The organism is Oceanicaulis sp. MMSF_3324 (genome assembly GCF_030733545.1).
Classification (GTDB): Bacteria; Pseudomonadota; Alphaproteobacteria; order Caulobacterales; family Maricaulaceae; genus Oceanicaulis.
In genome coordinates this window covers 23,962-46,393 of record NZ_JASHIU010000009.1, presented here as the reverse complement: position 1 = coordinate 46,393, position 22,432 = coordinate 23,962, and the positions used below count along the sequence as shown (strand labels likewise).

At 62.7% G+C, this 22,432-nt stretch carries 26 protein-coding genes; 17 read left to right on the top strand and 9 right to left on the bottom strand.

Annotation, left to right across the window (positions count from 1 at the left end; translation table 11 throughout):
- Positions 1-3: 3 nt before the first annotated feature.
- From pseI to hisF, 5 genes are read left to right on the top strand one after another with little or no spacing between them, the layout of a single operon-like run.
- Positions 4-1,065 carry a pseudaminic acid synthase gene (gene pseI / locus RBA95_RS10015; RefSeq protein ID WP_306016711.1) on the top strand — a complete coding sequence of 354 codons (1,062 nt, stop codon included), beginning with the start codon at positions 4-6 and terminating at the stop codon, positions 1,063-1,065.
- The gene (locus RBA95_RS10010; RefSeq protein ID WP_306016710.1) at positions 1,062-2,144 is read left to right on the top strand and encodes a DegT/DnrJ/EryC1/StrS family aminotransferase; all 1,083 of its coding nucleotides are present in this window, start codon (positions 1,062-1,064) and stop codon (positions 2,142-2,144) included. The genes pseI and RBA95_RS10010 overlap by 4 nt, the downstream gene beginning before the upstream one ends.
- Entirely contained in the window at positions 2,141-3,139 is a 999-nt protein-coding gene (locus RBA95_RS10005; RefSeq protein WP_306016709.1) for a hypothetical protein, read from the top strand. The genes RBA95_RS10010 and RBA95_RS10005 overlap by 4 nt, the downstream gene beginning before the upstream one ends.
- An 11-nt stretch (positions 3,140-3,150) precedes the next feature.
- Positions 3,151-3,783: an imidazole glycerol phosphate synthase subunit HisH gene (gene hisH, locus RBA95_RS10000; protein WP_306016708.1), complete on the top strand. Its 633-nt coding sequence runs from the start codon at positions 3,151-3,153 to the stop codon at positions 3,781-3,783.
- Positions 3,777-4,562, top strand: a complete 786-nt coding sequence (hisF, locus tag RBA95_RS09995; RefSeq protein ID WP_306016707.1) for an imidazole glycerol phosphate synthase subunit HisF — start codon at positions 3,777-3,779, stop codon at positions 4,560-4,562. Before hisH ends, hisF begins: the two co-directional genes overlap by 7 nt.
- A gap of 150 nt (positions 4,563-4,712) precedes the next feature.
- On the opposite strand, the gene RBA95_RS09990 is transcribed toward hisF, so the two are convergent.
- The gene (locus RBA95_RS09990; RefSeq protein WP_306016706.1) at positions 4,713-5,438 is read right to left on the bottom strand and encodes a WbqC family protein; all 726 of its coding nucleotides are present in this window, start codon (positions 5,436-5,438) and stop codon (positions 4,713-4,715) included.
- 120 nt (positions 5,439-5,558) lie between these two features.
- Between RBA95_RS09990 and RBA95_RS09985 the strand changes: the two genes are divergently transcribed.
- From RBA95_RS09985 to RBA95_RS09960, 6 genes are all read left to right on the top strand, one after another.
- A complete protein-coding gene (locus RBA95_RS09985; protein ID WP_306016705.1) occupies positions 5,559-6,791 on the top strand; it encodes an N-acetyl sugar amidotransferase in 1,233 nt (410 codons plus the stop codon).
- Positions 6,788-8,011 (top strand): DUF4915 domain-containing protein, encoded by a 1,224-nt coding sequence (locus RBA95_RS09980; RefSeq protein ID WP_306016704.1) that lies wholly within the window; start codon positions 6,788-6,790, stop codon positions 8,009-8,011. Before RBA95_RS09985 ends, RBA95_RS09980 begins: the two co-directional genes overlap by 4 nt.
- 2 nt (positions 8,012-8,013) lie before the next feature.
- Positions 8,014-8,739 (top strand): pseudaminic acid cytidylyltransferase, encoded by a 726-nt coding sequence (pseF, locus tag RBA95_RS09975; protein ID WP_306016703.1) that lies wholly within the window; start codon positions 8,014-8,016, stop codon positions 8,737-8,739.
- A 75-nt stretch (positions 8,740-8,814) separates the two neighbouring features.
- The gene (locus RBA95_RS09970) at positions 8,815-9,657 is read left to right on the top strand and encodes a MoxR family ATPase (RefSeq protein ID WP_306016702.1); all 843 of its coding nucleotides are present in this window, start codon (positions 8,815-8,817) and stop codon (positions 9,655-9,657) included.
- A 53-nt stretch (positions 9,658-9,710) separates the two neighbouring features.
- Positions 9,711-10,535 (top strand): hypothetical protein, encoded by an 825-nt coding sequence (locus tag RBA95_RS09965; RefSeq protein WP_306016701.1) that lies wholly within the window; start codon positions 9,711-9,713, stop codon positions 10,533-10,535.
- 2 nt (positions 10,536-10,537) lie between these two features.
- The gene (locus RBA95_RS09960) at positions 10,538-11,725 is read left to right on the top strand and encodes a VWA domain-containing protein (RefSeq protein ID WP_306016700.1); all 1,188 of its coding nucleotides are present in this window, start codon (positions 10,538-10,540) and stop codon (positions 11,723-11,725) included.
- 54 nt (positions 11,726-11,779) lie between these two features.
- On the opposite strand, the gene RBA95_RS09955 is transcribed toward RBA95_RS09960, so the two are convergent.
- Positions 11,780-12,403, bottom strand: a complete 624-nt coding sequence (locus tag RBA95_RS09955; RefSeq protein ID WP_306016699.1) for a glutathione S-transferase family protein — start codon at positions 12,401-12,403, stop codon at positions 11,780-11,782.
- Positions 12,404-12,504: 101 nt separating this feature from the next.
- Here RBA95_RS09955 and RBA95_RS09950 point away from each other — a divergent pair, with 101 nt between their 5' ends.
- Positions 12,505-12,849 (top strand): chorismate mutase, encoded by a 345-nt coding sequence (locus RBA95_RS09950; RefSeq protein ID WP_306016698.1) that lies wholly within the window; start codon positions 12,505-12,507, stop codon positions 12,847-12,849.
- Here RBA95_RS09950 and RBA95_RS09945 read toward each other — a convergent pair.
- Complete coding sequence (locus RBA95_RS09945; RefSeq protein WP_306016697.1) at positions 12,846-13,160, bottom strand: Hpt domain-containing protein; 315 nt, start codon at positions 13,158-13,160, stop codon at positions 12,846-12,848. The two genes, RBA95_RS09950 and RBA95_RS09945, sit on opposite strands and share 4 nt — an antisense overlap.
- A gap of 145 nt (positions 13,161-13,305) precedes the next feature.
- On the opposite strand from RBA95_RS09945, the gene RBA95_RS09940 reads away from it, so the two are divergent.
- Complete coding sequence (locus RBA95_RS09940) at positions 13,306-13,572, top strand: hypothetical protein (protein WP_306016696.1); 267 nt, start codon at positions 13,306-13,308, stop codon at positions 13,570-13,572.
- 24 nt (positions 13,573-13,596) lie between these two features.
- Positions 13,597-14,049 (top strand): MaoC family dehydratase, encoded by a 453-nt coding sequence (locus RBA95_RS09935; RefSeq protein ID WP_306016695.1) that lies wholly within the window; start codon positions 13,597-13,599, stop codon positions 14,047-14,049.
- A 30-nt stretch (positions 14,050-14,079) separates the two neighbouring features.
- Here RBA95_RS09935 and RBA95_RS09930 read toward each other — a convergent pair whose 3' ends face one another.
- Positions 14,080-14,574, bottom strand: a complete 495-nt coding sequence (locus RBA95_RS09930; protein WP_306016694.1) for a MarR family winged helix-turn-helix transcriptional regulator — start codon at positions 14,572-14,574, stop codon at positions 14,080-14,082.
- Between the two features lie 4 nt (positions 14,575-14,578).
- The gene (hppD, locus tag RBA95_RS09925; protein ID WP_306016693.1) at positions 14,579-15,643 is read right to left on the bottom strand and encodes a 4-hydroxyphenylpyruvate dioxygenase; all 1,065 of its coding nucleotides are present in this window, start codon (positions 15,641-15,643) and stop codon (positions 14,579-14,581) included.
- A gap of 151 nt (positions 15,644-15,794) precedes the next feature.
- On the opposite strand from hppD, the gene maiA reads away from it, so the two are divergent.
- Complete coding sequence (gene maiA / locus RBA95_RS09920; protein WP_306016692.1) at positions 15,795-16,439, top strand: maleylacetoacetate isomerase; 645 nt, start codon at positions 15,795-15,797, stop codon at positions 16,437-16,439.
- Here maiA and RBA95_RS09915 read toward each other — a convergent pair.
- Both RBA95_RS09915 and RBA95_RS09910 read right to left on the bottom strand, forming a co-directional pair.
- The gene (locus RBA95_RS09915; protein WP_306016691.1) at positions 16,436-16,825 is read right to left on the bottom strand and encodes a gamma-glutamylcyclotransferase; all 390 of its coding nucleotides are present in this window, start codon (positions 16,823-16,825) and stop codon (positions 16,436-16,438) included. The two genes, maiA and RBA95_RS09915, sit on opposite strands and share 4 nt — an antisense overlap.
- On the bottom strand, positions 16,822-18,039 hold the full coding sequence (locus tag RBA95_RS09910) for a DUF418 domain-containing protein (protein ID WP_306016690.1): 1,218 nt from the start codon (positions 18,037-18,039) through the stop codon (positions 16,822-16,824). Before RBA95_RS09910 ends, RBA95_RS09915 begins: the two co-directional genes overlap by 4 nt.
- A 176-nt stretch (positions 18,040-18,215) precedes the next feature.
- On the opposite strand from RBA95_RS09910, the gene RBA95_RS09905 reads away from it, so the two are divergent.
- Together RBA95_RS09905 and RBA95_RS09900 are read left to right on the top strand one after the other, a co-directional pair.
- Positions 18,216-18,536, top strand: coding sequence for a hypothetical protein (locus tag RBA95_RS09905; RefSeq protein ID WP_306016689.1), 321 nt, complete (start codon positions 18,216-18,218; stop codon positions 18,534-18,536).
- Positions 18,537-18,664: 128 nt separating this feature from the next.
- A complete protein-coding gene (locus RBA95_RS09900) occupies positions 18,665-20,767 on the top strand; it encodes a hypothetical protein (RefSeq protein WP_306016688.1) in 2,103 nt (700 codons plus the stop codon).
- Positions 20,768-20,842: 75 nt separating this feature from the next.
- On the opposite strand, the gene RBA95_RS09895 is transcribed toward RBA95_RS09900, so the two are convergent.
- Together RBA95_RS09895 and RBA95_RS09890 are read right to left on the bottom strand one after the other, a co-directional pair.
- On the bottom strand, positions 20,843-21,478 hold the full coding sequence (locus tag RBA95_RS09895) for an ABC-type transport auxiliary lipoprotein family protein (RefSeq protein WP_306016687.1): 636 nt from the start codon (positions 21,476-21,478) through the stop codon (positions 20,843-20,845).
- Complete coding sequence (locus RBA95_RS09890) at positions 21,475-22,431, bottom strand: MlaD family protein (RefSeq protein ID WP_306016686.1); 957 nt, start codon at positions 22,429-22,431, stop codon at positions 21,475-21,477. The genes RBA95_RS09895 and RBA95_RS09890 overlap by 4 nt, the downstream gene beginning before the upstream one ends.
- Position 22,432 lies beyond the last annotated feature (1 nt).

Genomic DNA, 22,432 nt, shown 5'->3' with positions numbered 1-22,432 from the left:
GTCATGACCGCCCCCTCTTCCGTGTTTGACCAGATCGAGGACCCGAGCCGTCCGCCCGTGATCGTGGCGGAGCTGTCGGCCAATCACAGCGGAGACCTGTCGCGCGCCCTGGAGATCATCGACGCCTGCGCCGAGGCCGGGGCAGATGCGCTGAAGCTGCAGACCTACACCGCCGACACCATCACGCTGGATCATGACGGGCCGGGCTTTGTGCTCGAAGGCGGGCTCTGGGATGGGCGCAAGCTGCACGACCTCTATGAGGAAGCGCACACGCCCTGGGACTGGCACGCCGCCCTGTTCGAGCGCGGCCGCAATCACGGCATGGAGGTCTTCTCCTCCCCGTTCGATTTCACCGCCGTCGATTTTCTCGAACAGTTCGAACCGCCTGCCTACAAGATCGCGTCTTTTGAGCTGATCGACCTGCCTCTGATCACCTATGCCGCGCAAACCGGCCGACCGCTGATCATGTCCACCGGCATGGCCAGCTGGGACGAAGTCATCGAAGCGGTTCTGACCGCCCGGCAGGCGGGCTGCGACCGCTTGTGCATCCTGCATTGCACCTCGGGCTATCCGACCCCGATCGAGCAGGCGGACCTCAACTCCATTCCCGACCTGATCACCCGGCTGCAGCTTCCCATCGGATTGAGCGACCATACGCCAGGCATTGCGGCGCCGGTCGCCGCAACCGCCCTGGGCGCGCGCATGATTGAAAAGCATGTCACCTTGCGCCGCTCTGATGGCGGGCCGGACGCGGCGTTCTCGCTCGAGCCCGATGAGCTGGCGAGCCTTGTCCGGGAAACCCGGAACGCCCATGCCGCCCTGGGCGGCGTGCGCCAGGGCCTGGCGCAATCCGAACTCGGCTCGCGCACAGTGCGCCGATCGCTCTATGTCACGCGCGACATCAAGGCGGGCGAAGCCTTGACCGAAGACAATGTGCGCTCGGTACGTCCGGGCGGCGGCCTGCATCCGCGCGAATGGACCAGGGTTCTGGGCCGGACGGCAGCCCGCGATCTCAGTTTCGGCGAGCCGCTGGACTGGTCGATGATCTCTGACGGGAAGGCATGACGGACCGCGCAGCGACAGCTCTGGCCAACGCCTTTGACGGGACCCGCGCCGTGATGTTCGGACGCGCGCGCTCGGCCCATCTTGCACTGTTTGAAGCGCTCGGCCTTCACGGTCGTTCATGCATCCTGATCCCGTCCAATGTCTGCCCCAGCCTTCTGGCCTGCGCCTGGGCGAGCGGCGCGGAAATACGTCTGGCGCCCGTGAGCGCGGAAACCGGCGTGACCGAGGATGCCCGCCTCGCCCAGCAGATCCGCACGCTCTCCCGCCCCGGCCGCAGGGGCGCTGTCCTACTGACCCATCTATACGGCTTCCGGCTCGACTTCACCGAAACCCGAAAGGCCGCGCAGGAGCTGGGCTGGATCACCATCGAGAACGACGCCAACGTCTCCAGTTTCTCCCCCAAGGCCCGACTTGAAGATGTCGCGCGTATTGTCAGCTTCGGGCCCGGCAAGGTGCTCGACGCCGGATCGGGCGGCGCCGTCATCACCCGCGACGCCAGGCTCGCCGACGAACTGGAGCGGATCGCCGCCCGTTATCCCAGGCTTGATGACTGGGCGGAGCGCGATGAGGACAAGCTGATGCTGGCGCGTCGCGCCCTGCGCCAGGCCGGACAGTCCGAACAGATCGAGGCCACGCTGCTTGAAGAGGTGCGTCAGTTGCGGTTCGGGTTCGATCCCGATGTGGAAGACGCGCTGCTGCACGCGCTTGGCCGCCTACCGGTCAGGCTCGCGGAGCGCCGTGAACGGCGCGAGAACTGGATAGAGGCGCTCAGCGGTTTCGCCCCCCATGTCCAGGTTCTGGACCACAACCAGACTGCGCCCTGGCGCCTGATCGTGAAAGTGGATGAGCCCTTACGCGATCCGCTGATCAACGCCCTTCGCAAGGCCGGCCTTGATGCGGGAACGAACTATCCCGCCCTGACCCAGTCCTTTCCCAATCTGACCGGACCGGACGCGCATGCCGATGCGGACGCCTGGTCCCGGTCTGTGATCAATCTCTGGCTCGATGCACGCTATGATGACGCCAGAATCAATACTGCGCGCACCGTGATGGAGCCCGTACTGGAGGCGCTGACATGACTTCTCTAATCATCCGCGTGGACGCCCTGCACGAGACCGGTCTCGCCCATGTCGCGCGCTGCTCGCGTCTGCTCGACCTGTTGCCCCAGCGCCCGACCGTCCATGTGCTGGGCCAGGGCGAGTCGCTGAAGGATTTCTTCCCGCACGACAAGGTCGTCCCGCTCAAGGGGCCGGTGGATGTCTTTCTCAAGGCCTTGGTGATCGAGACCGAAGCCGACGCGGTTCTGGTCGATGAACCCAAGCCGGACCCGCTCCTTTGGCAGGCGCTCGAGGCCATGCCCCAGCTCAAGCGCGTCATGATCGATGATTTCGGCTCCGACGCCCCCGCCGACCTCGTGATCAACGGGACGGTCATCAGCGACTACCATGTCTATCCGGGATTGCGTGAGGGCGGTCAGGCGCTTTGTGGCGGCGATTATTCGTTGATCGCGCCGGTGTTCGCCAAATCGCGCCATGACGAGGCGCGCAAGGGCCCCGTGGTCGCCATATGTGGCGGCGGCGAACGCGCCGCCGACTGGGCGATGATGCTGGCCGAGCACGGACCGGCGCTGGCCAAGCCCCATCCCTTCATCCTGATCGTGGGCGCCAGCTTCCCTGACTTTGAGTCGCTTCGGCAAATGGCCGTCTATAATGGCGGCATCGCCAAACAGGCCGTGCCCGCGCACCAGATCGCCAGCCATCTCGCGCGCGCCCCTGTGGCCATCATGACCGGCGGTATGGTCGTCTATGAGGCGCTGGCGGCCGGCACGCCCGCCCTCGTCTTTCCCCAGCTGGAGAACCTCAAGCCTGAAATCGAATGGTTCGCCGAGCACGGGGCCCTGATCAATCTCGGCCATGATGCAGGGGACGACCTCAAGCAGCTTTCCGCCCAACTTCACGGCCTGCTCAAGAATGACAAGAAGGCCCAGGCGCTCCGTCAAAAAGGCCCCGAGCTCATTGACGGTCTGGGCATGAACCGCGCCGCCGAGGCGATCAGCCAAGTGCTCGAGCTGTAGGCAAAGGCCTCATGACAATCGCGATCATCGATTATGGGATGGGTAATCTGACGTCGGTCAGAAACGCCTTCGCCCATTTGGGCGCCGATGTGGTGGTGAGCCATGATCCCGGCGTGCTGCGCGCGGCGAAGGGCGTGGTCCTGCCCGGTGTCGGCGCCTTCGGCGAAGGCATGGCGCACTTGCAGGAGCTGGGCCTGGCTCAGCTTCTCAAGGACGAAATCGCCGGTCAGCACCGCCCCTTGCTGGGCATATGCCTGGGCATGCAGCTCCTGCTCGACGACAGCGCCGAGCATGGTCAGCACAAGGGATTGGGGATCGTGCCCGGCAAGGTCCGCCGCCTCGCTCCGCCGCCCCATGATCCGCCCTATCGCGTGCCGCATGTGGGATGGAACCATGTGGAAGCGTCGAAGACGGAAGGCCTGTTCAAGGGGCTGCCCGAGAATGAAGCCTTCTACTTCGTCCATTCCTTTGTCTGCCAACCTGAACGCCCGGATGACGCGGCAGGCTGGAGCGAGCATGGCGAGCGCTTTGTCTGCGCGCTGGAGCACGGCTCGGTCTGGGCGGCGCAGTTCCACCCCGAAAAGAGTCACAAGGCAGGCCTCGCCCTGCTGACCAACTGGCTGGAGTTCGTCGCCTCATGCTGATGCCGCGCCTGATCCCGGTCCTTCTGCTGATGAACGGCCAGCTGGTCCGCTCGGAGACATTCACCACCCATCAGATCATTGGCGATCCGCTGCATGAAGTGGCGCGCTTTAATGAGTGGAAGGTGGACGAGCTGATCTATCTCGATATCTCGCGCACCGCGGGGCTGGCCCAGGGCCGCCGGGATTCAGGCAATCGCGCCTATGCCGACGCCATGGAGGTGCTTGAGGCAGTGGCGAGCCATTGCTTCATGCCGCTGACCTGGGGCGGACACGTCACCTCGCTTGATCAGGTGCGCGACATCTTCAAGCGCGGCGCCGACAAGGTCGCGATCAATACCGCCGCCTTTGAAACGCCCGAGTTGATCACCCAGGTCTCCAAACGCTTCGGCGCCCAGGCCATGGTGGTCAGCATTGATGTCCGCCAGACCGAGGATGGCTATGAGGTCATGACCCGGGGCGGACGCGAGCCCACGGGCCGCGATCCCGTCAGCTGGGCGAAGGAGGCTGAAGACCGCGGCGCGGGCGAAATCCTCTTGCAAAGCCTCAACCGCGACGGACGCGGCACAGGCTATGATGTCGCCCTGATCGAACAGGTCTCACAGGCCGTGACCATACCTGTGATCGCCTGTTCGGGCGTCGGGGTGTACGAGCATTACGCCAAGGGGCTGAAGGCTGGCGCCGACGCCGTCGCCGCCGCCAATATCTGGCATTTCAAGGAACTCGCTGACCGGGGCGGCAAACGCGCCCTGCAGCGGGCAGGGTTCGATGTGCGGATGTAGGGTCTGGCGGGCCAAGTTCTTCTATTCGAACACTCATGAATTCCCGGGCGAGCGTAGCGACGACCCGGGACCTCTCTCTGACTTAAGCGCCCAATCCTGATGGAGGCCCCGGCTCTGCGCTACGCTTGGCCGGGGTTTCAGCTGTTATCGTCATCCCAAAGCCGCCTGCGCGATCTCGAGATCGCGCGTCATCTCTCCGCACGCACGCACCAGCTTCGCCGTGTCCGGACCCAGATTGAACAGAGCGTCGACGATGGAGAGATTGGGAAGGAAGGCTCTGCCTTGGCTATATTCAGGCGGCGTGAACGCCTGCCAGTAATGGGTGACGCCCTTGGCGGAAAAGCCCGCCTCATCCACATAGCTCGCTGCTCCCACATTGGAGATATAAGCGTCGGCGCCAGCGGCGTGGCACAGGGAAATCAGCCGGTCCTGGCTCTCGCCCTCATGAGCCAGCTCGGCGCTATCGAGGATTTGAGCTTCAAGCTCCAGCACTTCGCAGAAATGACGGATCAGGGCGCAATTGAGGTCTGACAGATTGGCGTATTCGGTTTCGATCAGCGCCTTGATGGCCGGGAAATAGGCGTCAAAGAACGGGCGCTTGCCATAGACCTGTCTTAGCGTCGTCAGATGCTTCTTCCGCCAGGGCTCATCGGCGATTTCGGTCTGGCGGATCGTACGGTGCAGATCGCCCGATTTCTTCACCCGCACGGACAGGAAGATCGCGTCCTTGCCATTCCGGACGCGATTGCGCTGCTGCCAGCTATGACGCTGGAACTGCACGTCCGGCAGTAGGACAAACACATCGCTCAGGGCGATCTTGTGAAACAGGATCAGCCCCGGCAGGTAGACCGGCTGGTGTGCGCTCAGGGTTCGCAAGGGCCCACCCTTCCCGTTTGTGGTGCATCGCTTGGGCTAAACTTAACGATTGAGGCGTTTTGTTAGCCTTAAGCACGGCGATGATTCGTCTCCGCTACGCTCCAGCCTGAGGGAAGCGCCATGAGTGTCCAGTTCTGCAAGACCTGTTTTTATCCCAGCTCGTCAGCGGCGCCGCTGACCTTTGACGAAAACGGGGTGTGCTCGGGCTGCCGTGTGGCCGGCCAGACGGTGGATATCGACTGGGACGAGCGCTGGACAATGCTCGAAGAGCTGGTCGACGATTATCGCAACCCCAAGGGCTATGACTGCGTCATTCCCGTGGGCGGCGGCAAGGACAGCTATTACCAGACCCACCTGGCGGTGAAAAAGCTGGGCCTGCGCCCGCTTCTCGTGACCTATCACGGCAACAACTTCCTGCCCGAAGGCGAGTATAACCTCCAGCTCATGCGCGAGGCCTTCGGCGCGGATCACATCATCTATCGCCCCGGCCTGGACGTGCTGATCAAGATGAACCTTTTGGGGTTCAAGCTGCATGGCGACATGAACTGGCACAATCATGCCGGCATCAAGACCTATCCGATCAAGCAGGCCGTCCTGCATGACATCCCGCTGATGCTGTGGGGTGATCATGGCTGGGTCGATCTGGGCGGTATGTTCTCTTACTCGGACTTCCCCGAATTCACCGCAAAGACCCGCAAGGAACACGACCTTCACGGGCTGGACTGGGATGATTTCACTGATGAGGGATTGGAGCGCCATGGGCGTCCGGACCTGAAAATGGGCCTGACCGAGAAAGAGCTCGACTTCGCTGTCTACCCGTCTGACGAAGAGATCGACCGGGTCGGCGTGCGCGGCGTGTATCTGGGCTTTTACGAGAAGTGGAACGGCAACAAGTGCGCCGCCGTGGCCGAAGCCGAATATGGCTGGAAGAAAGCCGAATACCCGTTCGAGCGCACCTATCGGAAAATCTCCAATCTCGACGACATGCACGAGAACGGAATTCACGACTATCTCAAATTCATCAAGTTCGGCTATGGCCGCGCCACCGACCATGCCAGCCAGGACGTGCGGCTGGGGGTGATGGACTACAAGACCGGGCTCGAAATGGTCAGAAAGCATGACCACGTCAAACCGCGACGCGATCTCGAGCGCTGGCTCAAATATGTCGATATGAGCGAAGCCGAGTTCGACCAGATCTGCGACACCTTCCGCGATCCGCGCGTCTGGCGCATCGAGAACGATCAATGGGTCAAGGATGATGTCTGGGGCGGCGCATCCAGCTATGGCCCGGTGCATCTGGACAAAAACGATCCGCGTCGCGAGCAGTATCAGGTCAAGGGCGCTGAAGTATGAGCCGCACGACCACAGCCGAGTTCACCACCTTCGCCGATGTGAATATGCGCGGCCGGGGCCGCCCTATCGTGCTGGCGGGCGCGGGCAATATCGCCGACAAGACCCTGCGCCGGATCAAGGGCGTGACCGGCATTGTCGACAACAATCCCAATCTTCACGGCGAGAGCCAGGCCGGGCTAACCATTGCACAGCCGGACAGCCTGAAAGACGCGACGCCCCGCCCGTTTGTGGTGATTTGCACCACATCCTTTGTGGAAGTGGGTGAACAACTGGCCGGGATGGGCCTTGTCCCCGGTCAGGATTTTGTCGTCAGCCCCGTGCTCAACGATCTGCGTATCATCGCGGAAATGGAGAGCCTGGAAGAAACCGTGCTGTTCACCTGTGGCCTGCCGCCGCTTGATGATCCCGAAGCGGGCGGCGGGCTCTATGAGCTGACCATTGCCAGCGCAAAGCACAGTTTTCGCAAGGTGTTCAAAGGCAATTTTCACGGACTACGCCCCCATGGCGAGCATTTCATCGCCATTGATGACGAGCGCGGCCTGATCACCTTTGACCGCGATTACAACATCCTCAAGGCCTTCGCCCTGCCCCAGGGCGCGCGCTGTCATGGCGTGAGCTGGTCTGAGGAAAAGCGGCAATACTTCATCGCCTGCTCCTATCTTGATGCGATCCTCGTTTATTCCGAAGACGGTGACGAGATCGACCGCATCCCGATCAGCCCCAAACAGGCGCGCACCGGCGCGGCGCAGCACCATTGCAATGACATTCTGGTGCTGGGCGACAGCGTCTACCTGTCCATGTTTTCGGCTACCGGCAACTGGAAGCGCGACGTGTTCGACGGCGTGGTGCTGGAATACGACCTGGCGGAGAAACGCTGGGTCGGCCCGGTGATCACCGATCTTTGGATGCCGCACTCCATCGACTTTGTGGACGGCTCATTGGTCGTGCTCGACTCCCTGCGCGGTCGTCTCTTGAAGAACAACGCACAGAGCGTCGGACAATTTCCCGGCTTCGCCCGCGGCCTGGCCCATGACGGCGCACGCTTCTTCATCGGTCAGAGCCGGAACCGAAACTATTCCGCCGCCATGGGTGTGAGCCAGAACATCGCCATCGACACCGCCATCACCGTGTTTGATGAACACACCAAGGTGTCCAAGAGCTTCCACCTGCCTTCCACGGTGTCGGAGATCCACGGCATCGCGCTCAACACCAAGCGCTGATCATGAAGATCGCGGTCATCCCGGCCCGTGGCGGCTCCAAACGCATTCCGCGCAAGAATGTGCGGCCCTTTCATGGGCGACCCATGATCGCTTGGCCCATCGCCGCGGCGTTGGAGACGGGCCTGTTTGATCATGTGGTGGTCAGCACGGATGATCCGGACATCGCCGAGACCGCGATCGCGGCGGGGGCCACAGCGCCCTTCCTGCGCCCCGCGGATCTGGCAGATGACTTCACCGGCGTCATTCCCGTGATCAAGCACGCCATGAGGGCGATGGAGGCGGAGACCGGAGCGCCGGCGGAGCTGGTCTGCGCCATCTATGCGACGGCCCCTTTCCTCAGCGCGGCCGACATTGCGCGCGGCCATGACGCCCTGCGCGCGGCGCCGCAGCAGGATTACGCCATTTCCGTCACGCCCTTCGCCTTTCCGGTGCAGCGCGCACTGAAGGCTGTCCACAGCGAATCCGGGCCCGGATTGGCGCCCATGTATCCCGAATTCATCCGTTCACGGTCGCAGGACCTGGAAGAGGCCTTCCATGATGCGGCTCAGTTTTTCTGGTGTCGCCCCAAGGCCTTGGAAGCTGAAGCGCCGGTTTTCTCCCCCCGCTCCATACCCATTACAATTGCACCTGAACGCGTTCAGGATATTGATACCGAGTATGACTGGCGCCGCGCCGAGCTTATGTTCCAGGCGTTGCGCGCGGATGACGCGGACGCAGCGCAGCGCTAGACTGCGGCTGTATTCGCTGCAACCGGGCGTCGGGGAGCGTCTGTAAGGCACAGAAAAACAGGGAAAAACCCGATCATGCGTTTTGAAGGCACGAAGGATTATGTGGCCACCGAAGAGCTGGCCGCAGCGGTAAACGCCGCCATCATTCTGGAACGTCCGCTGCTGGTGAAGGGTGAGCCCGGCACCGGCAAGACCGAGTTGGCGCGCCAAGTCGCACGCTCATTGGACGCGCCCTTGCTGGAATGGCACATCAAGTCGACGACCAAGGCGCATCAGGGGCTGTACGAGTATGACGCCGTGGCGCGCCTGCGCGATTCCCAGCTGGGCGACGACAAGGTCCACGACGTCAAGAACTACATCCGCAAGGGCAAGCTGTGGGAGGCGTTCGACTCCGATGTGCGCCCCGTGCTGCTGATCGACGAGATCGACAAGGCCGATATCGAATTCCCCAACGACCTCCTGCAGGAGCTCGACCGGATGGAATTCTACGTCTACGAGACCGGCGAGACGATCAAGGCGGAGCAGCGCCCCATCGTCATCATTTCCTCGAACAATGAGAAAGAACTGCCGGACGCCTTCCTGCGTCGCTGCTTCTTCCACTTCATCGCCTTTCCCGACGAGGAGACGATGGAGCAGATCGTCAATGTCCACTTCCCGGGCATCAAGTCAGAGCTGCTCGCCGAAGCGCTGGAAATGTTCTTCGAGGTGCGCAGCGCGCCCGGCCTGAAGAAGAAGCCCTCCACGTCCGAGCTTCTGGACTGGCTCAAGCTCTTGCTGGCCGAAGACATTGATCCCGCCATCCTGCGGGAACGCGACACCCGCAAGCTGATCCCGCCGCTGCATGGCGCTCTGTTAAAAAACGAACAGGATGTTCAACTCTTCGAACGCTTGGCTTTCATGACGCGCCGGGAAGGGTAAGGCTAGGTTTCATCTAGCCTTTTCCACCTTCCAAACTCAATGGACGCGCCTTCATGAAAACCCTCGTACTCGCCGCCGCTCTGAGCCTGTCCGCACAGCCTGATCCGAGCTTCATGGAGCCCCTGCGCGGCGCCTTGCAGGCGATGTTCGCCAGCGAGTACGATCAGGCGGAGGCCCAGGCCTTGCTGGCCCTGGAGGCGGCGCCTGATCCGCTATCGGAGTACCGGGTCCGGCATATGCTGACCGATATCAATGCGCGCCAGTCCGATTGGGATGATGCGGCCCGGCATGCCGAGGCCGGTCGGCAGATCCTGAGCGGCATGGGCGAACTGCCGCCTGGGCTCGCCGCCAATCCCTCCCACCTGGCCGCCGAGCAATGGCGCGGCGTCAGCATGACGGGCGAGGATGCGACAGCGCTGACCGAGCAGTTTGTCAGCCTGCACCCTGAAAACGCCGGCTGGCATGCCGACGCCAATAGGGCCGTCCATGACCAGCTCAGCTGCGCCATGATGGACGATGGCTTCTTGCTGTTTGACATCTACGAAGCGCCGGGCTGCCAGTACTGGTCGCTCGATGATTTCGGCCTCCGCGTACAGATCTCTGACGCGGACAATAGCGCAGCGGCCATGGACGCGCTCCTGAGCGCCATCCCGGCCGCACGCCGGGAGAACTGGACCGAGATTGAGAGCGCGGATGGGGTCACTTCGAATGAGCGGGTCTTCGAGCATCGCGCCCCGACCGGCGTGCAACGGGTCGTTCTGGGCACGCGCCCCCATGACGGCGGGCTCACAGCCTATATGATGCGCTATCCGGCGAACGAACAGGATGCGGCCCGCGCCGATCTGTTCGCGCTGGTGGACAGCTTGCTAGCGGAGTAGCCATGGCTCTCTTTCACCGCTTCTTCACGGACCTGCGCGCAGCGAAGATCCCGGTCTCGACCCGGGAATACCTCACCCTGCTCGAAGCCCTGAAAAAGGGGGCGATCGAGCAGGAGGTGGACAGCTTCTATGCCGTCAGCCGGGCGGCCCTCGTCAAGGACGAGCGCAATTTCGACAAGTTCGACAAGGTCTTCGCCCATCATTTCGAGGGCATTGAAGCGTTGGGAGACCTGTTCAAGACAGACGAGATTCCCGAAGACTGGCTGACCGCGCAGATGAAGCGCCACCTCACCAAGGAAGAGATGGACGCACTTCAGGAAATGGATTTCGACGAGCTCATGAAGACGCTGCAAGAGCGTCTCAAGGAGCAGGAGAAACGCCATGAGGGCGGCAATAAATGGATCGGGACAGGCGGCACCAGCCCCTATGGCAATTCGGGCTGGAGCCCGAACGGGGTCCGCATCGGCGGCAAGTCCAAGAACAAGAAAGCCAGCAAGGTCTGGGAGAACCGCCGGTTCAAGGATCTTGATTCCGAACGCGAGCTGGGCACCCGCAATCTGAAGGTGGCCCTGCGCCGCCTGCGCCAGTTCGCCCGCGACGGGGCCGAGGAAGAGCTGGATCTTGATGGCACCATCCGGTCCACCGCCAACAAGGGCTATCTGGACGTCCAGATGCGGCCCGAGCGGCGCAATGCAGTCAAGGTGCTGGTCTTTTTCGATGTGGGTGGGTCCATGGATCCCTATATCGATCTGACCGAACGCCTGTTTTCGGCGGCGCGCGGCGTGTTCAAGAATCTCGAATATTTCTACTTCCACAACTGCATCTATGAAGGCGTGTGGAAGTCCAATCTACGCCGGCGCACCGAAACCCGGTCCATGTGGGATGTGCTGCACAAATACCCCAGCGACTACAAGGTGGTGATCGTGGGGGATGCCGCCATGTCACCGACCGAAATCACCCATCCGGGCGGCTCGGTGGAGCACTGGAACGAGGAAGCGGGCGGGGTCTGGCTGCGCCGTCTGAAAGAGACCTATCCCCATCTCATCTGGCTGAACCCCACGCCCGAGGGCTGGTGGCCGCACACCTATTCGGTGCAGCTGGTGCGCGAGATCATCGGCGAGGAGCGGATGTACCCGCTCACCCTGTCCGGCGTGGACAAGGGCATGAAGGAACTGGCCAAGCGGCGGTAGACAAAAAAAAGGGGCGCTGAAACCGCCCCTTCCTGTTTCCGGCGGGTCGCCGCCCTATTCGGGGTCTCCATGCACGGCCGCCTGGCCGTGTTCGATGCCCAGCGCGCTTTCGACCCGGCGCACCCAGCCATTGACGGCGGGAAACTCTGACAGGTCGAAGCCGCCCTCGTCCGCGACGCGGGTATAGGCCACCAGCGCAATATCGGCGGCGGTCATCTCCTCACCCACCATGAAGCTCTGCGACAGCAGGTTCATCTCCATCACGCCCAGCGCCCGACGCCCCTTGGCGTAAAGCTCCGGATCGAGATCAGCCTCGTTCGCGCCCTTGAAGCGCAGGGCGCTGCGGCGCACGGCGATATAAGGCTCGTGGGAATACTGCTCCCAGAACAGCCATTGCATCATCAGGGCGCTTTGAAAGGGATCTGAGGGGATCAGCGACGTGCCATCGAGCAGATACAGCAAGATGGCGTTGGACTGGGCCAGCGTCCGTCCATCTTCGTGGCGCAGCACCGGCACCTGTCCCGCGGGGTTGAGCGCCAGGAAGGAATCGCTGCGTGTCTCTCCGCCAAAGATATCAACCTCGACCCAGTCATGCGGGACATTGGCGATTTTCGCCGCCCAAAGGGTCTTCAGACAGTTGCCGCTTTCAATATTGCCATAAAGGGTGACGGGCTGCATGACGCTCTCCTGAGTACCTCTTTTCGTTTTAGCTGCGCCCCGGCGCGATGCAATGCGACGAAGGGGTTTGGAGCACTCCGAGTTCAGCCTATAACGCCGATATGACTTCTCAATCGCCCGACCATTTCGACCTTGATGACCTCAATGCCCGCACTGCGCCTGAGGCCTGTGAAACCATGGTCGAGGTTCGCGATGGGGTGGACCGGATGGACCGGGCGCTCGTGGCGCTGATTGCGGAACGCTCGCGCTACATGCAGGCCGCCGCGCGGATCAAACCCAGCCGGGACGTGGTGCGCGACGAAGACCGGATCGAAGACGTCGTGACCAAGGTGCTCAAGACCGCCCAGGCCGCCGGCCTGCCCGCCGAGATCGCGGAACCGGTCTGGCGCGAGCTCGTGGAACAATCGATCGCCTACGAGTTCAAGGTCTGGGACAAGACGCGCTAGCCGCGCACCGCCGCCATGGCGTTGCTGGCTCGGCCCGCCGCCGTCTCGACAGCCTGCAGCGCCTCGGCGTCGCCAAACCGCCCTTCCGCAAGCTCGCAAGCCTCCGCCAGCTCCATGGCGCCAACGCCGCGCGAGGCGCCCTTGAGGGTGTGCGCCGCATTATTCCATTCGGTGTCGGTTTGGGCGGCTTTCAAAGCGCTCAGGCAAGCCTCGATCTGGGAAGACAGCAGGCCGAACAGCTCCGCTTCCAGCGCAGCGTCTCCGGCTGTGTATTGTTCGAGATGGTCTCGGTCCAGTACGGGCGCGCTCATCGCGGCGAAGCCTCCTTGCAGATGAGCGCTCGACGATAGATGCGGGGCCGTTAACAGACCTTCACGCAGCCGCATGGCTTGTGACCTGTGCGCAGGACCAGTATGGCCAGAGCGCACCCGCCGCCAGACAAGGACGCCCCTGAACATGACCGTGACGGACATCATCGGACTGATGGGCGTGGCCTGCGTCCTGTCAGGCTATTTCCTGCTGCAGATCGAGAAGGTCAAAAGCGACGGTCTTGGCTACCTGCTGCTCAATCTGTGCGGCGCCTTGCTGCTGATCGTCTCCTTGATGGTGACGTTCAACCTCGCAAGCTTCGTGATCGAGATCTGCTGGTTGTCCATCTCTATTTTCGGGCTGGTGAAATGGGTGATCAAACGCCGTCGCGCCCAACGCTCCCTTGACCGTTAAGCGCTAAAGCGTTCAAGTAACGCCATGAGCTTGCTAGACACTTACAAGGCCCGTATCGGCCAAACGCATTCGTCGGACTGGTTTGAGGTCACTCAGGATCAGGTCAATGCCTTTGCGGACGTGACCAAAGATCACCAGTTCATCCACGTTGATCCGGAACGCGCCCGGACGGAAAGCCCCTTTGGCGGCCCGATCGCCCACGGCTTCCTGACGCTGTCCATGCTCAGCCATTTCGCCGAGCAGGCGCTGCCGCCCTTCGCCGAAGGCGTCATCGGCATCAATTACGGCTTTGAGAAGGTCCGGTTCCTGACCCCGGTGCGGGTCGGATCAAAGGTGCGCGGCACGTTCACGCTCGCGAGCGTGACCGAACGCAAGCCCGGCCAGCTTCAGCTGGTTCAGGACGCCGTTGTGGAGATTGAAGGGTCTGAGAGCCCGGCTCTGATCGCCCAATGGCTTAGCCTGGTCGCCCAGGGCTAAGGCCTGTTACAGCGAAGGTGGGAAACAGCTTTAGCGTTCGAACGCCTGTCCCACCTCATCCAGTTGCGCTTCCAGCTTGTCGAGCAAACTCATGAGCTGGTCGCGCTCTTCGGGACTGAACCCCGCCAGTAGTTTCTGTTCATAGTCCAGCGCCAGCGGCGCGACATCGGCATAGATCGCCTGACCTTCAGGCGTCAGCGACACATCGCTGGCGCGACGGTCCTGCTTGTTGCGGATGCGGGCCACCAGTCCACGCTCATCCAGCGCCCGGATGGCCCGGCTGACGCTGACCTTGTCCATGGCGGTCGCTTCGCACACCGCTTGCGCTGTCATAGCCGCGCCTTCGCCCAGCACCGCAATCACCCGCCATTCCCAGATCGTCAGTCCAAATCGCGCCTGATAGGCCTTGGCGATCAGGCTCGACGCCTTGTTGGACGTGACGGACAGGCGGTAGGGCACATAGGACGGCAGGCGAAGGCTCGCGCCCTCGCCTGCGTCCGATGATATGCGGGCGTCGTCCGCCAAGGGCTTATTGCGCCGGCTCGGTCTTGATCACGCCGCGGCGGATTTGATCGAGCTCGATGGATTCGAACAGGGCCTTGAAGTTGCCCTCGCCGAAGCCCTCATTGCCCTTGCGCTGAATGATCTCGAAGAAGATCGGACCGATATTGGTCGTGGTGAAGATCTGCAGCAGCAGGCCATCGCCGGTTTCCGGATTGCCGTCCACCAGAATGGAGTTCTTCTTCAGGCGATCAAGATCCTCGCCATGGTTCGGCACGCGCTCGTCCACGAGCTCGTAATAGGTCTCCGGCGTGGACTGGAAGATCACGCCGTTCTCGCGCAGCTTCTCGACCGTCTCATAGATGTTCGGCGTGGTCAGGGCGATGTGCTGGATGCCTTCGCCATTATACTCACGCAGATATTCGGAAATCTGGGACTGGTCGTCGGAGCTTTCGTTCAGCGGGATCTTCAGCTTGCCGCACGGGCCGGTCATGGCGCGCGACAACAGGCCGGTGTGCTGGCCCTTGATGTCGAAATAGCGGATTTCGCGGAAGTTGAAGACGTTCTCGTAGAAGCTCGCCCACTTGTTCATATTGCCGTTGATGACGTTGTGGGTCAGGTGATCAAGCACCTCAAGGCCCACGCCGCCCTTGTCCTCAGCGCCCGGGATCGGCTCGAACAGATCGTCGTAGATGGTCTTTTCGCCATAGGTGTCGACCAGATACAGAGCCGAACCGCCAATGCCCTTGATGGCCGGGATCTCATCGGTCCACACGCCCTCGCCGAACGGCTCGGCGCCGCGCTCGATGGCGTCGGCATAGGCCTTCTTGGCGTCCTGCACGCGGAACGCCATGGCGTTCGCGCTCGGGCCATGCTCCTTGCGGAAATCCGCCGCCTGGCCGGTCTCTTCCTTGTTCACCAGGAAGGTGATGTCGCCCTGCTTGTAGCGGATGATGTTCTTGGTCTTGTGCTTGGCGACAGCGGTGAAGCCGAGGCTTTCAAACAGCGCTTCGATTTTTTCCGGTTCCGGGCTCGTATACTCGACGAACTCGAAGCCGTCGGTGCCCAGCGGGTTCTCAAACAGATCGGCCATGGAGCGCTCCCTTAAAGCAATGGTGATGCGCCGAAAGGCTTGATCCGCTCGGTTTCGGCGCGCATCGTCATGTGGCGGAAGATAGTATCATTTGCAACTAATTTCACCCCCTATCTCAGCGAACGCCCCTCAAACTGCGGAGAATTGTTCCATGAAACTGGTCCTGCACGGTTATTTTCGCTCCGGCACCAGCTATCGCACGCGCCTGGCGCTCAACTGGAAAGGTGTTCCCTTCGAATATGTGGGCGTGAACCTGGTTGAGGGCGAGCAGCATTCAGACGCCTACAAGGCCAAGAACCCGCAGGGCCTGGTGCCGGCGCTGGAGGTGGATGGAGTCATGCTGACCCAGTCCGTCGCCATTCTGGAATGGATCGAGGAGACCTTCCCAGACCGCCCGCTCCTCCCCGCCGATCCGATCCAGCGCGCCCGCGTGCGAGCGTTCGCCGCCGCCATCGGGTGTGACATCCATCCGCTGCAGAATCTGCGCATCCTGAAAAAGGCCCGCGAGATCTCGGGCGATGATCCCGAAGCCGGTCCGGCCTGGGCTCGCCACTGGATCGCAACCGGCTTTGATGCGCTGGAAACCCTGGCCGAGCAGGCGGACGGGCGGAACGGCTTTGTATTTGGAGACGGCCCGACACTGGCGGAAATCTATCTGCTGCCGCAAATGTTCAACGCCCGGCGGTTCGGCGTGGACCTCGCGCCCTACCCCCGGCTTGTGGCGGCGGATGAGGCCGCCCGCGCCCTGCCCGAATTTGAACGCGCCGCGCCGGAAAACCAGCCCGACGCGGTCTAGCGCCGGAACCAGTCCCCGCTCTCGATCAGCCGGGCGTCCTCAACGCCCAGGATCCAGATATAGACCCAGGCGTCCCGGTCCGGCTCGATGAGCCGGACCTTGCGCCGTTCATAGCGGGAGCGAGCCCGATCCTCGGGCCAGTAATCCTCGAACGCATCCACCCTGGGCATGACCGAAGCGTCGCGCACTTCGAACAATTCGCCGATCACCTCACCGGGCGCATCGACGAGACCGGGATAGGCCCCAAGATCATAAAGCTGTCCCGGCAGCACGCAGGGCCCGAGCGGCGCGAAGGCGTGCTCCAGCCCGAACTGGGCGAAACCGCTTTCTCCCGCCCGCAACAGGCCATAGACGGCAAACGCCTCTCCGGCCCTGACCTCTGTCACGCCTTGGCTTTCAGGAAGGGTTGCAGCTTGCCATAGCTGAGGCTGCGCCACAGCCATTCAAACGGGCCGAAGCGGAACACGCTCAGCCAGATCGGCGAGATGATCAGCTGAACCGCCCAGACCGTGAGCACCACATACACGATCTCGTGACGCTCGATCGCGCCATAAAGCGGCGCGCCGAATATGCCGGTCGCCAGCGCAGTCATCACGAAGGTCTGGGTCAGGTAATTGGTGAAGGCCATGCGGCCCGCCGCCGCAAACGGAAGGCGCACCAGCCTGAGCAGGTCTATCTTGCTGATCAGCATCACCAGGCTGGCATAGCCAAACGCCACGACCAGGCTGGCGAAGGCGTTGAGCGTGCCGACGATCCACAAGGTCTCGTGCGCGAAACCGGACTGAACAACCTGGCTACTGGCCCACCACAGGGAAGGCAGACCCACGCCCAGGCAGAGCGTCGCCAGCCCGGCGTACAGGCCCACGCCCCAGCGCGCCAGCAGGAAACCGGTCTTGAACAGCGCCATGCCGACCAGCATGACCCCCAAGACCCGCGGACCGAAGAAGATGATGCCGGACAACTGGGCGACCGCATTGCCGATCACATTGTAAAGCCGGCTCGGCCAGAAGCCGGACTGATAGGCGTTCACCCACATGTCCAGGCTTTCCTGATCGGGTACGACGCCAAAGGTGGTCGGCTCCATCATGGCGGGGTTCTGCGCCATGGACACCTCGTTCAGGACCAGCATCAGGTTCGTCAGGGCGATCAGCGCCAGCCCCCACAATACGAGCTTGATGGCCGACATGCGCCGGAACAGCACCGCCAGCATGCCGATCAGGGCATAGGCGGTCAGGATGTCGCCGAACCAGAACACGAAACCGTGCACCAGGCCGAACACCAGGAGCCAGATCATGCGGCGATAGTGCAGCTTCAGACTGGCGTCCTCGGCCTCGCCCACGATCAGCATGATGCCCGCGCCGAACAGGGCGGAGAACAGGGTGATGAATTTCTGCTCGAAAAACACTGTCATGATGCGCCAGGCGTCAGCATTGGCGCCGGTCACATCCATGTGGGCGGGCGGATATTCCATCGCGCCCCAGTAAATGAAGAAGGTCGGTGCGTTCACCATGAGAATGCCCAGTACGGCAATGCCGCGCAAAACATCCAGACTCACGAAGCGGTCCTTTGCCGCCACTGGCGCCGTATGCTGGTTCATCATGCCCCCGTCCTCATTCCAGTCCCGTGCAAGCTCACCGGATTTCGCCGAATGCGCAAGACTGTCTGTGTCCGCCTCCGGGGCGCCTTACCAAGAGTTCATGAAAAATCGCGGCCGGGCAACTTGTCTCATCCGGCCTGCAGGCGCATAGATTTTCCCGATACACACTCGGTTCCGACATGACGCTCCTGATCGACATCGCTCACATGATCCTGGCCGCCACCCTGTCCTTCCTGGGACTGGGCTATGAGCGCGAGCAGGAACCCCATGCGATCCATGTCGCTCCTCAGGAAATCCGTCAGTCGATGGACGGCGCCTTGCTGACGCCGGCGACCCTGTCTGTCCCGGTCCGGAATGCGCATAGCCTGTGCAGCCCCAACCTCGTCACGCAGGCCAGCGTCGTCTCTTCCGAGGGTCAGGGCCCCGTCGCCACGGCGCAAATCATTATTCTTAATGATTGTGAAACCATACCGAACCGCCCGGCGCTTCCCACGCTTTGAACGACTCACTGTCTGGCATTAAACAAGAGGTCTGAACAAACAGGCCTGCAGAGCTGCGCGTTTCTGTTAGGATAGCCAATTCACGGCGGGATCCGCATCGGCGAACGCGCCAAACCAGACGAGACGTCATGGCTGCCAACGACTCCAAAGAGACTGAAAAACTTGAGGAAAGCGTCATCACCGAAGCCTCCGGCGGCATGCTGGACACGGTAAACCGCAAACCTCTCGCCCCCCTGATGGACGCACCGGCCCCCAAAACCGAAGGCGGCGGATGGCTGGCGTTCGGCGGCGCAGCCTTCGGTCTGTTGTGGTTTGGCGGCGCGGCGGCCTATCTGGCGGGATATACGGACCTGACCTCGCTCAGCCCGGCCCAGCTTGCGGGTCTGTCGGTCTTTGCGGCGGCTCCGGCCCTTCTGTTTGTTTTGGCTGGCCTTCTGGGCCGTGAAGTCTCTCGCGCCGGATCGCGCGCACGTCGTCTGGACGCCGCTGTTTTGCGTCTGGCCACACCCACCGAGCATGCCGAGGAAGATGCCTCGCGCCTGGCTGACGCCATCACCATGCAGGTTGATCGCGTCAACAAGGCCATGGAAAGCGCCCTGGCGCGCCTGGCCGCCATGGAAGAGGTCATTACGCACCATTTCGAAAGCCTTGAGGACGGATCGACCCGCGCCCGCGAACGCGCCGAGCAACTGACCCGCGAACTGCGCGAGGAGCGCTTGCGCCTCAACGACGTGTCCGAAGGCCTTGATGACAAGGCCGCCATGATCGCCGCCGCCATTCAGGACCAGTCCAAGATGGTCGCCGCCGCCGCCGAACTGGCGGACGCCAAGGCCGCGGCCGGCGAACGTCTGATCAAATCGGGCGCGGAACGCCTCAGCGCCGCCGGTCAGGCCGCCGAGGAAGCGGGCGACCGTGTGGCCCTGTCGCTGGATGCCCGCGCGACCGAGCTGCGCGACTTCTCCGACATGCTGCGCAACCGCACCGATGGTCTGGAAGACGCCTATCTCAAGCATCGTGATCGCTTGCAGGAGGTCACCGAGACCCTGCGCAAGGAGCAGGAAAAGATCGGCGCCGCGCTCGACTTCCACAAGGCCGAGCTGGAAACCATGACGCGCAAGGCGCGCGACGGGGCTGAAGTCCTCGAAAGCACCGCCAAGAATTCCGGCGAAGTCTTCCTGGATGCCGTCGACAAGGCTTTGGGGCAGGCCAAGGATCTCGCCAACTCCCTGTCGGAGCGCAGCGAGGAAGCCGCCCGGGCTCAGGAACGCGCGCTTGATCGCATGCGCGATGCTGCTCGCGCCGCGCGTGAGGCGGCCGAGCAAGCGGGTGAAAGCCTCAAGAAACAGGCCGACGACGCCGAGGAGTCGCTCGAACGGGTCAGTGAGCGCGGCTTTGAAGTCGCCCGTCGGTCCGATGAAGCCTATCAGGCGCGCCTGAAGGAAGCCGAGGATCTGACCGCCCGCGCCGAGAAGGCCGCCGAGGAAGCTGCCGAAGCGGTTCGCAAACAACTCTCTGAAACCTTGGACGCCGCGCGTCGCGAAAGTCGCCGGATCGAGGACGAACTGTCGGGCCTGCGCAGCAAGCTCGATGATGCGCCCGACGCTGCGCGCGACGCCGCCCGCGCCATGCAGCGCACGCTGGAAGACGGTCTCACCCAACTGAATGAAACGGCTCAGACCGCTTCTGATCAGGCGCGCGATATTGATGCGCTGTTCCAGTCCCGCATCCGGCAGAATTATGAATTGCTCAGCGACTTCATCCTGCGCATGGGCGCTGTCGCCGGCGGGCACAAGCCGATGGATCTGAACCTCAATGAGCTGCCCGATCCGCTGAGCGCCCGGCACAAAAGCGAGGACGCCCCGGCAACCGACGCTGACTCCGACAAGCCGGCGTCCAAGCGCCTGTCCCGAGAGAAACGCGATGACGATCGCGAAGCCTCCAAGGTTGAGGAACGCAAGGCGGAACGCGCTCGGCGCAAGGAAGAGTCCAAACCGGCTCTGCGCGCGGTTGAACCGACACGCGCCCGCGACGAGGATGAGGACGAGGCCGACTTCGTCGATGACGAAGAGGATCCGGTCCGCGACAGCATCCGGGACGGGGTCACCAAGGCCCGCAAGGAAGCCAGCTGGCGCTGGCGCGACCTTCTGGCGAACATGGATTCCGATTCCAGCGACACCCCGCCCGCCAACAAGAATGACGACAAACGCAATCGCGGCGGCCGGGACAGCTAGGCTCCGCTCAGACTCAACTAAAAGGCCGGCCGCCCATGGCGCCGGCCTTTTTACTGTCTGGAACGTCCTGGCGCGCTAGCAGCCGCTTTCAGCGCATACGGTTTCGGCGGACCAGTGGGCCAGTGCACGCGCCGTGTCATTGGTCGCTTCGCTGAACGCCGCCACAAGCGCGCTCTGTCGGTTATCGCTGGCGCGGACGCTGGTATCAAAGCGGCGGGCGGCCGCCAGTGTCCGGGTTTCACGGTCGATCAGACGCGCCATGACCCGCATCTGGATCAGCGGCGCATTGCTGGCGCCCTGATCATATTCGGCCTCGAACCGGCGCAATTCGATCTGCAGGCGATAGCGCGCATCCACGCCATCCTCGGTCCGGGCCGGGGTCAGCTCGGGCGTCTCGCTTTGCAGGACATCCAGGATACGATCCTGGACCAGCACAGGGGCCGGAGAAATCCACGCCGCGCCCGCCATGTAGGCCAGTTCGCCCTCTCGCAGCAGCGCCACCTTGTCCACGGCCAGGCCGCGCGGCGCGGTGATCCGTTCGATCACGATCGTCTGGGCGTTCGCGGACGGCGCCTGCTCGTCCTCGACAAGCCCGTTCAGGCGATACAGCGAGACCGGCTCGCTTTCAGGCAGGAGCGAAATGCAGCCCGGGGTCGCCATCAGGGTTACAGCGGCAAGCGCGCCGAGTGCGTATTGGCTCATCGTGCTCATTGCGGCACCTCCACTTCAGCGCCTTCGGGTTCGGCGATAAATCCGGCCGGGTCGGCCTCGAGCTCCAGCGCAACGCGTTCAAGCGCGGCGACCAGAGAGCGCAAATCGCGCAAGGTCGCCGTCAGCTGGGTCAGACCATCCTCAGAGAATTCCTCGACGCCGGGTCGAATGGTGACCAGCGCGTCATAGGTCTCCTGCGCCGTACGATCCACTTCCTGGGCCGCCGCTGCCGTATCCAGCGTGGCCGGGGTCAGATCGTCCACCACATAGCGTTCCGTCACCTCGGCGAATTGCTGCATGGCCTGGGCCGCCACAGACACGTCATCGCCCGCCCTGCGAATGCTGCTCAGCGCTTCACGCGCTTCGGTGATCAGTCGCTCGCGCTCGGCCAGATTGCCCGTGATCGTCTCGATATTGTTCAAAGTGTTGGTCAGGCTTTCGAGGTTCTCATCGCTCAAGAGGCGGCTGACACGCACAAAGCTGAGCTGGGCGGATTCCAGAAGGCTCTCCCCGCCTTCCACTAGCTGGTCGATCTGGGCCTGGTTGGCGTAAATGCGCGGCGCGCGGTCGCCCTGTCGACTTTCCAGCCGGGCGGCGTCCGGCGATCCGGCCGATATCTGGATGTAGGACAGACCGGTCAGGCCCTGAGGCTCGAGCTGGGCTTCGGAGTCCGACTTGACCGGCGTTTCCACATTCACCCGAATGCGCGCGATCACCTGCCCGGGATTGTCCGGATTCAGGCCCAGATCCGTGACCTCGCCCACCTGAATGCCGTTGAACCGCACCTCGGAGGCGGGTCGCAATCCACGCACGGCGCCGTCAAAGACGACATCGTATTCGCGAAACTCCTTGTCGAGCGACGCGCCCGACAGCCAGAGCGTCAGCATGACGCCGGAGACCGTCAGGAAGACAACGAAGAATCCGACAATGGCGTGATGGGCTTTGGTTTCCATG

Bases quoted from the DNA above. Each gene is read 5' to 3' on its own strand.
- RBA95_RS09940 (WP_306016696.1), top strand. From the start codon at position 13,306: ATGACCGTGACGGACATCATCGGACTGATGGGCGTGGCCTGCGTCCTG.
- RBA95_RS09970 (WP_306016702.1), top strand. From the start codon at position 8,815: ATGCGTTTTGAAGGCACGAAGGATTATGTGGCCACCGAAGAGCTGGCC.
- RBA95_RS09955 (WP_306016699.1), bottom strand. From the start codon at position 12,403: ATGCAGCCCGTCACCCTTTATGGCAATATTGAAAGCGGCAACTGTCTG.
- RBA95_RS09935 (WP_306016695.1), top strand. From the start codon at position 13,597: ATGAGCTTGCTAGACACTTACAAGGCCCGTATCGGCCAAACGCATTCG.
- RBA95_RS09980 (WP_306016704.1), top strand. From the start codon at position 6,788: ATGAGCCGCACGACCACAGCCGAGTTCACCACCTTCGCCGATGTGAAT.
- RBA95_RS09945 (WP_306016697.1), bottom strand. From the start codon at position 13,160: ATGAGCGCGCCCGTACTGGACCGAGACCATCTCGAACAATACACAGCC.
- pseI (WP_306016711.1), top strand. From the start codon at position 4: ATGACCGCCCCCTCTTCCGTGTTTGACCAGATCGAGGACCCGAGCCGT.
- RBA95_RS09965 (WP_306016701.1), top strand. From the start codon at position 9,711: ATGAAAACCCTCGTACTCGCCGCCGCTCTGAGCCTGTCCGCACAGCCT.
- hisF (WP_306016707.1), top strand. From the start codon at position 3,777: ATGCTGATGCCGCGCCTGATCCCGGTCCTTCTGCTGATGAACGGCCAG.
- maiA (WP_306016692.1), top strand. From the start codon at position 15,795: ATGAAACTGGTCCTGCACGGTTATTTTCGCTCCGGCACCAGCTATCGC.
- RBA95_RS09895 (WP_306016687.1), bottom strand. From the start codon at position 21,478: ATGAGCACGATGAGCCAATACGCACTCGGCGCGCTTGCCGCTGTAACC.
- RBA95_RS09960 (WP_306016700.1), top strand. From the start codon at position 10,538: ATGGCTCTCTTTCACCGCTTCTTCACGGACCTGCGCGCAGCGAAGATC.
- RBA95_RS09985 (WP_306016705.1), top strand. From the start codon at position 5,559: ATGAGTGTCCAGTTCTGCAAGACCTGTTTTTATCCCAGCTCGTCAGCG.
- RBA95_RS09910 (WP_306016690.1), bottom strand. From the start codon at position 18,039: ATGATGAACCAGCATACGGCGCCAGTGGCGGCAAAGGACCGCTTCGTG.
- RBA95_RS10005 (WP_306016709.1), top strand. From the start codon at position 2,141: ATGACTTCTCTAATCATCCGCGTGGACGCCCTGCACGAGACCGGTCTC.
- RBA95_RS09950 (WP_306016698.1), top strand. From the start codon at position 12,505: ATGACTTCTCAATCGCCCGACCATTTCGACCTTGATGACCTCAATGCC.
- RBA95_RS09890 (WP_306016686.1), bottom strand. From the start codon at position 22,431: ATGGAAACCAAAGCCCATCACGCCATTGTCGGATTCTTCGTTGTCTTC.
- hisH (WP_306016708.1), top strand. From the start codon at position 3,151: ATGACAATCGCGATCATCGATTATGGGATGGGTAATCTGACGTCGGTC.
- RBA95_RS10010 (WP_306016710.1), top strand. From the start codon at position 1,062: ATGACGGACCGCGCAGCGACAGCTCTGGCCAACGCCTTTGACGGGACC.
- hppD (WP_306016693.1), bottom strand. From the start codon at position 15,643: ATGGCCGATCTGTTTGAGAACCCGCTGGGCACCGACGGCTTCGAGTTC.
- RBA95_RS09900 (WP_306016688.1), top strand. From the start codon at position 18,665: ATGGCTGCCAACGACTCCAAAGAGACTGAAAAACTTGAGGAAAGCGTC.
- pseF (WP_306016703.1), top strand. From the start codon at position 8,014: ATGAAGATCGCGGTCATCCCGGCCCGTGGCGGCTCCAAACGCATTCCG.
- RBA95_RS09905 (WP_306016689.1), top strand. From the start codon at position 18,216: ATGACGCTCCTGATCGACATCGCTCACATGATCCTGGCCGCCACCCTG.